We start from the raw sequence: 4,995 nt of genomic DNA, 5'->3' as shown, positions 1-4,995 counted from the left end.
TCCCGTGCCGCCGAGCGGTCGGTCAGCCCTGCGACCGGCCGCCGCGGGAGGCCGCGGCGTGTTCGGCGTCGGCCTGGAACCGTCCGGCCGCCTCGGCGTCGAGCTCGGTGCCCGCGCCGCAGTAGGCGCAGGTGTAGACGTGCTTCGTCGAGTACGGGATCACCGGGATGAAGAACAGCGTGAACCACCGACGGTGCTTGACCAGGCGCTGCGCGGCCTCGTTGCCGCAGACCCGGCAGACGAAGAAGAGGACGCCGAGCAGGGCGCTCGTGCCCTTGGTGCCGAAGATGATCATGCGCTCACCCTAGGCGGCGTCGGAGCAGCCGGGCGGGGAGCGGGTCCCGGGGCCTGGTGGCCCCGGGACCCTGTTCCTAGCCCTTGCGCACCAGGTCGACCGCGAACCGGGCGACGGTCACGACGAGAGTCGCGATCTGCCACCACGGCACGGTCTTCCTGGGCGGGCGGCGGTCGTCGTCGGACATCCGCTCCCTCCTCTCGGTGTTCGCGCCGGCGAACACCGCGAGAGAGCCAGGGACCCACCCCGTGGGATCGACGTTTGCACGTCGATCGTCATGGGATTACACTTCCGATGAGATGAAGCGGGATCTCTGTTGGGTCCCTGGTTCTCTTCACGGAGAGCACATCGAAGCCCGAGATCGGTTGGACGGTCTCGGGCTTCGCCATGCCCGGGGGTCGTTCCGGCGGTGCGACTCGAGCGGGCACGCGGGCACGCGGAGCCCGCCCCGCCTCACCCGGCGCGGAACCGCCGCAGGCGCAGGCTGTTCGTCACGACGAACACGGACGACGCCGCCATCGCCGCGCCGGCCAGCACGGGGTTGAGCAGCCCGAGCATCGCGACCGGGATCGCCGCGACGTTGTAGGCGAAGGCCCAGAACAGGTTGCCCTTGATGGTGCCGAGCGTGGCCCGTGACAGGCGGATGGCGTCGGCCACCCCGGCGAGCTCGCCGCTGACGACGGTCAGGTCGCCGGCCGCGATGGCCGCGTCCGTGCCGGTTCCGAGGGCGATGCCCAGGTCGGCCGTGGCGAGGGCCGCCGCGTCGTTGACGCCGTCGCCGACCATGGCGACGACGCGACCCTCGGCCTGCAACCGGGCCACCGCCTCCACCTTCTGCTGCGGGGTCGCCTGCGCCACGACGTCCGCCGCGGCGATGCCGACCTGCGCCGCGACGTGCCTCGCCGCGCCCGCGTTGTCGCCGGTCAGCAGCACGGGCGTCAGGCCCAGGCCGCGGAACCGCTCGACGGCCTCGCGCGCACCGGGCTTCACGGTGTCCGCGACCGTGACGACACCGCGCACCCGACCGTCCCAGGCGATGGCGACGGGGGTCGCACCGGTCGCCTCGGCGGCGGCGAACGCCCTCTCGAGCCCGGGAGGCGCGGTGACCGACCACTCGTCGGCCAGCCACCCGGGGCGGCCGACCAGCACGAGCGTGCCATCGACGAGGGCCTGCACGCCGGCCCCGGCGTGGGCGGTGAACTGCTCCGCAGCCGGGACGACGACCCCGCGCCGGGCGGCCTCGGCCTCGACCGCGCGGGCGACCGGGTGCTCCGAGCCGGACTCCACGGCGGCGGCCCGGGCCAGGACGTCGTCGACCCCGGTGGCCGCGGCGTCGTCGAGGACGACCTCGCGCACGCTCATCCGCCCGGTCGTGACCGTCCCGGTCTTGTCGAGGACGATCGTGTCGACCGTGCGGGTGCGCTCGAGCACCTGCGGCCCCCGGATCACGATGCCGAGCTGCGAGCCGCGGCCCGTGCCGACCAGCAGCGCGGTGGGCGTCGCGAGCCCGAGTGCGCACGGGCAGGCGATGATCAGGGTGGCGACGGCGGCGGTGAAGGCGGTCTGCAGCGACCCCGTGAACAAGCTGCCGCCCCCGGCACCCCCGACGAAGCCGCCGAACGCGAACCAGCCGACGAAGGTCAGCACGGCCAGCCCGATGACGACCGGCACGAACACGGCCGAGACCCGGTCGGCCAGTCGTTGCACCTCGGCCTTGCCGCTCTGCGCCTCCTCGACGAGGCGACCGAGCCGGGCGAGCTCGGTGTCGGCCCCGACGCGGGTGATCTCGACGAGCAGGCGTCCGCCCACGTTGAGGGTCGCTCCGACGACGCGGTCGCCCGGGCCCACCTCGACCGGCACCGACTCGCCGGTCAGCATGCTCAGGTCGACCGCCGAGGTGCCCTCGCGCACGAGGGCGTCGCTGGCGATCGCCTCGCCCGGACGGACGACCACGAGGTCGCCGGGCACCAGACCCGCGGTGGCGACCCGCGCCTCCTGACCGTCGCGCAGCACGGTGGCCTCCTTCGCGCCGAGTTCGAGCAGGGCGCGCAGGGCCTCGCCCGAGCGGCGCTTGGCGCGGGCCTCGAGCCAGCGGCCGAGCAGGATGAACACGGTCACGGCCGACGCGACCTCGAGGTAGAGCTCGGTCGGACCGCCGTGGGTGGCGACCAGGCTGAACGACATGTGCATGCCCGGCCGGCCGGCGTCGCCGAAGAACAGGGCCCAGAGCGACCAGGCGAAGGCGGCGACCACGCCGACGCTGACGAGGGTGTCCATGCTCGCGGCGCCGTGGCGGAGGTTGACGGCGGCGGCGCGGTGGAAGGGCCAGGCGCCCCACACGGCGACGGGGGCCGCGAGGGTCAGCGCGAGCCACTGCCAGTTGGTGAACTGCAGGGCCGGGACCATCGAGAGCACCACGACCGGCAGGGCGAGGGCGGCGCTGACGAGGGTGCGCCGGCGGAGGGCGTCGACCTCGGTGGCCCGGGCGTCCGGGGCGGCGTCGGACGAGCCGTCGGCCGCGCGCGTCGGGGACGCAGGAGGCGCGGGCACGGTGGCCCCGTACCCCGCGGCCGCCACCGTGGCGATGAGCGCGTCGATGTCGGGCACCCCGGGGTCGCCCTCGCGTGCGTCGTCGACGGCACCGGCCACGACCCGCACGTGCGCCTTCTCGGTCGCGTAGTTCACCGAGGCCTCGACGCCGGGGAGCTTGTTGAGCTTGCGCTCGATGCGGTTGGCGCAGGAGGCGCAGGTCATGCCGGTGATGTCCAACTGCACCGCGTCGGGTGGCAGGGTGCTCCCGGTGACGCCCTCGCCCGGCCGACCCGCGCCTCCGGCGGTGGTCATCGTGCGGAGAGCTGGTAGCCGGCCTCTTCGACGGCGGCGCGCAGCTGGTCGTGCTCGACGGTGGCGTCGGCCTGGACCGAGACGGTGGACGCGCCTCCGGGGTTGAGGTCGACCTCGACCGAGTCGACGCCGACGACCTCGGAGAGCTCTTCGGTGACGCTCGCGACGCAGTGCTCGCAGGTCATGCCGTCGACCTGCAGGGTGGTGATGGTGGTGTCGGTCATGCGCTGTCCTCTCGATCGGGCCTCAGCTTATACCCCCTAGGGGTATCCCTGCCAGGCCTGCCCGCCGGTTGTCCCCCACCTCCGAGATGCCTCCGAGACGGCCCGGCCCCCAGGGAGGCCGACTACTAACGGAGGGGTACCCGCCAGGACGGCGGGAGAGAGAAGGCACCCGACCATGACCGAGATCACCGCACACCACGGCCTCTTCAAGGACACGAACCTGCACGTCGACGACACCGGCGGCACGGGTCGCACCGTCGTCCTGATCCACGGCTGGCCCCTGTCGGGTGAGTCCTGGAGCAAGCAGGTCCCCGCGTTCGTCGAGGCCGGCTACCGCGTCGTCACGTACGACCGCCGCGGCTTCGGACGCAGCGACAAGCCCAAGACGGGCTACGACTACGACCACCTGACCGAGGACCTGCACACCGTCCTCACCGAGCTCGACCTCGACGACGTCACGCTCGTCGGCTTCTCGATGGGTGGCGGCGAGGTCGCGCGCTACTTCAGCACGTACGGCACCGAGCGCCTGCACAGCGTCGTCTTCGCCTCGGCCGTGCCCCCGTACCTGCTCAAGACCGACGACAACCCCGACGGCCCCCTCACCAAGGAGGCCGCCGCCGAGATGACGGCCGGCCTGACCAAGGACGAGGACTCGTTCTACGACGACTTCACGACCGGCTTCTTCTCGGTCGACGGCGTGCTCAAGGTGTCCGAGGCCGACCGCCAGGACGCCCTGCGCCTCGCGAAGCAGGCGGACAAGGCCGCCGCGCTCGAGGCCATGGCCTCGTTCGCGAACACCGACTTCCGTGACGACCTGACCAAGGTCACCGTGCCGACGCTGGTCATCCACGGTGACGGCGACGCGACCGTGCCGTACGAGGGCTCGGGCGCCCGGACGCACGCGGCGATCGCCGGGTCCGAGCTGCACGTGATCGCCGGCGCACCGCACGGCGCGAACGTCAGCGACGCCGACGAGTTCAACCGCGTCGTGCTCGAGTTCCTCAAGAAGTAGAGCGGAACTCGACGCGACCGCAGGAGGCGCGGCGCCGGTCCTCGAGACCGGCACCGCGCCTCCTGCGCACGGGCGTCGACCCCTCGGACACGACCACCCCTCGTTCGGGGGTGAAGGTCACGGGCGGGTAACGAAGTGACCGAGATCCAAACCTTCTCGCCCTCGGTGGCGAACCCTGTACATCCCCACCGGGACCAACTGACAAGGAGCTTCACCATGAACGCCTTCACTCGCAAGCGCATCACGAAAGCCGCCTTCGGCATCGCCGCCTCCGGCGCCCTGATCTTCTCGCTCGCCGCCTGCTCGTCCAACTCGGGCACCGCGACCGACACCTCCTCGACGTCGTCGTCGTCCTCCTCGTCCGAGCCCTCGGCCGCGTCGACGCCCGCCGCGTCGATCGCCGACCTCAGCAACGGCGTCGACACCCAGGTCGCCGTCGACCAGTCCTTCGTCGACGCGATCACCTCGCTCGGCCTGACCCCGGGCGTCGTCGGCACCGCGACCTTCACCGACGGCACCTTCGCCTTCCCCATCACGGGCGGCAATGTCGACTACTACGGCCCCGACAGCGACGTGCGACCTTACGTCCAGGGCGAGATCGACCACGACGGCTCCGGCCT

Annotated in this window: 4 protein-coding genes and 1 pseudogene; 2 read left to right on the top strand and 3 right to left on the bottom strand. The window is 72.5% G+C overall.

The window, feature by feature from the left end:
* Positions 1–22: 22 nt before the first annotated feature.
* The 3 genes from IFT36_RS15115 to IFT36_RS15105 all read right to left on the bottom strand — a co-directional run bounded on the left by IFT36_RS15115 (position 23) and on the right by IFT36_RS15105 (position 3,363).
* Complete coding sequence (locus tag IFT36_RS15115) at positions 23–295, bottom strand: zinc-ribbon domain-containing protein (protein WP_043596621.1); 273 nt, start codon at positions 293–295, stop codon at positions 23–25.
* Positions 296–748: 453 nt separating this feature from the next.
* Positions 749–3,139, bottom strand: a complete 2,391-nt coding sequence (locus tag IFT36_RS15110; RefSeq protein WP_200413563.1) for a heavy metal translocating P-type ATPase — start codon at positions 3,137–3,139, stop codon at positions 749–751.
* Positions 3,136–3,363: a heavy-metal-associated domain-containing protein gene (locus IFT36_RS15105; RefSeq protein WP_123570977.1), complete on the bottom strand. Its 228-nt coding sequence runs from the start codon at positions 3,361–3,363 to the stop codon at positions 3,136–3,138. The genes IFT36_RS15110 and IFT36_RS15105 overlap by 4 nt, the downstream gene beginning before the upstream one ends.
* Before the next feature lie 175 nt (positions 3,364–3,538).
* On the opposite strand from IFT36_RS15105, the gene IFT36_RS15100 reads away from it, so the two are divergent.
* Positions 3,539–4,375: an alpha/beta fold hydrolase gene (locus tag IFT36_RS15100; RefSeq protein WP_192122836.1), complete on the top strand. Its 837-nt coding sequence runs from the start codon at positions 3,539–3,541 to the stop codon at positions 4,373–4,375.
* A 216-nt stretch (positions 4,376–4,591) separates the two neighbouring features.
* Positions 4,592–4,995 (top strand): annotated as a pseudogene (locus IFT36_RS15095) (hypothetical protein); the annotation flags it as partial.

The sequence above is a fragment of the Frigoribacterium sp. CFBP 13605 genome, from assembly GCF_014839405.1.
In the GTDB taxonomy this organism is placed as follows: Bacteria; Actinomycetota; Actinomycetes; order Actinomycetales; family Microbacteriaceae; genus Frigoribacterium.
This window is presented reverse-complemented; position numbering and strand designations above follow the sequence as displayed.

Excerpts from the sequence above, each read along its gene's own strand:
- IFT36_RS15115 (WP_043596621.1), bottom strand. The coding sequence starts at position 295 with ATGATCATCTTCGGCACCAAGGGCACGAGCGCCCTGCTCGGCGTCCTC.
- IFT36_RS15110 (WP_200413563.1), bottom strand. The coding sequence starts at position 3,139 with ATGACCACCGCCGGAGGCGCGGGTCGGCCGGGCGAGGGCGTCACCGGG.
- IFT36_RS15105 (WP_123570977.1), bottom strand. The coding sequence starts at position 3,363 with ATGACCGACACCACCATCACCACCCTGCAGGTCGACGGCATGACCTGC.
- IFT36_RS15100 (WP_192122836.1), top strand. The coding sequence starts at position 3,539 with ATGACCGAGATCACCGCACACCACGGCCTCTTCAAGGACACGAACCTG.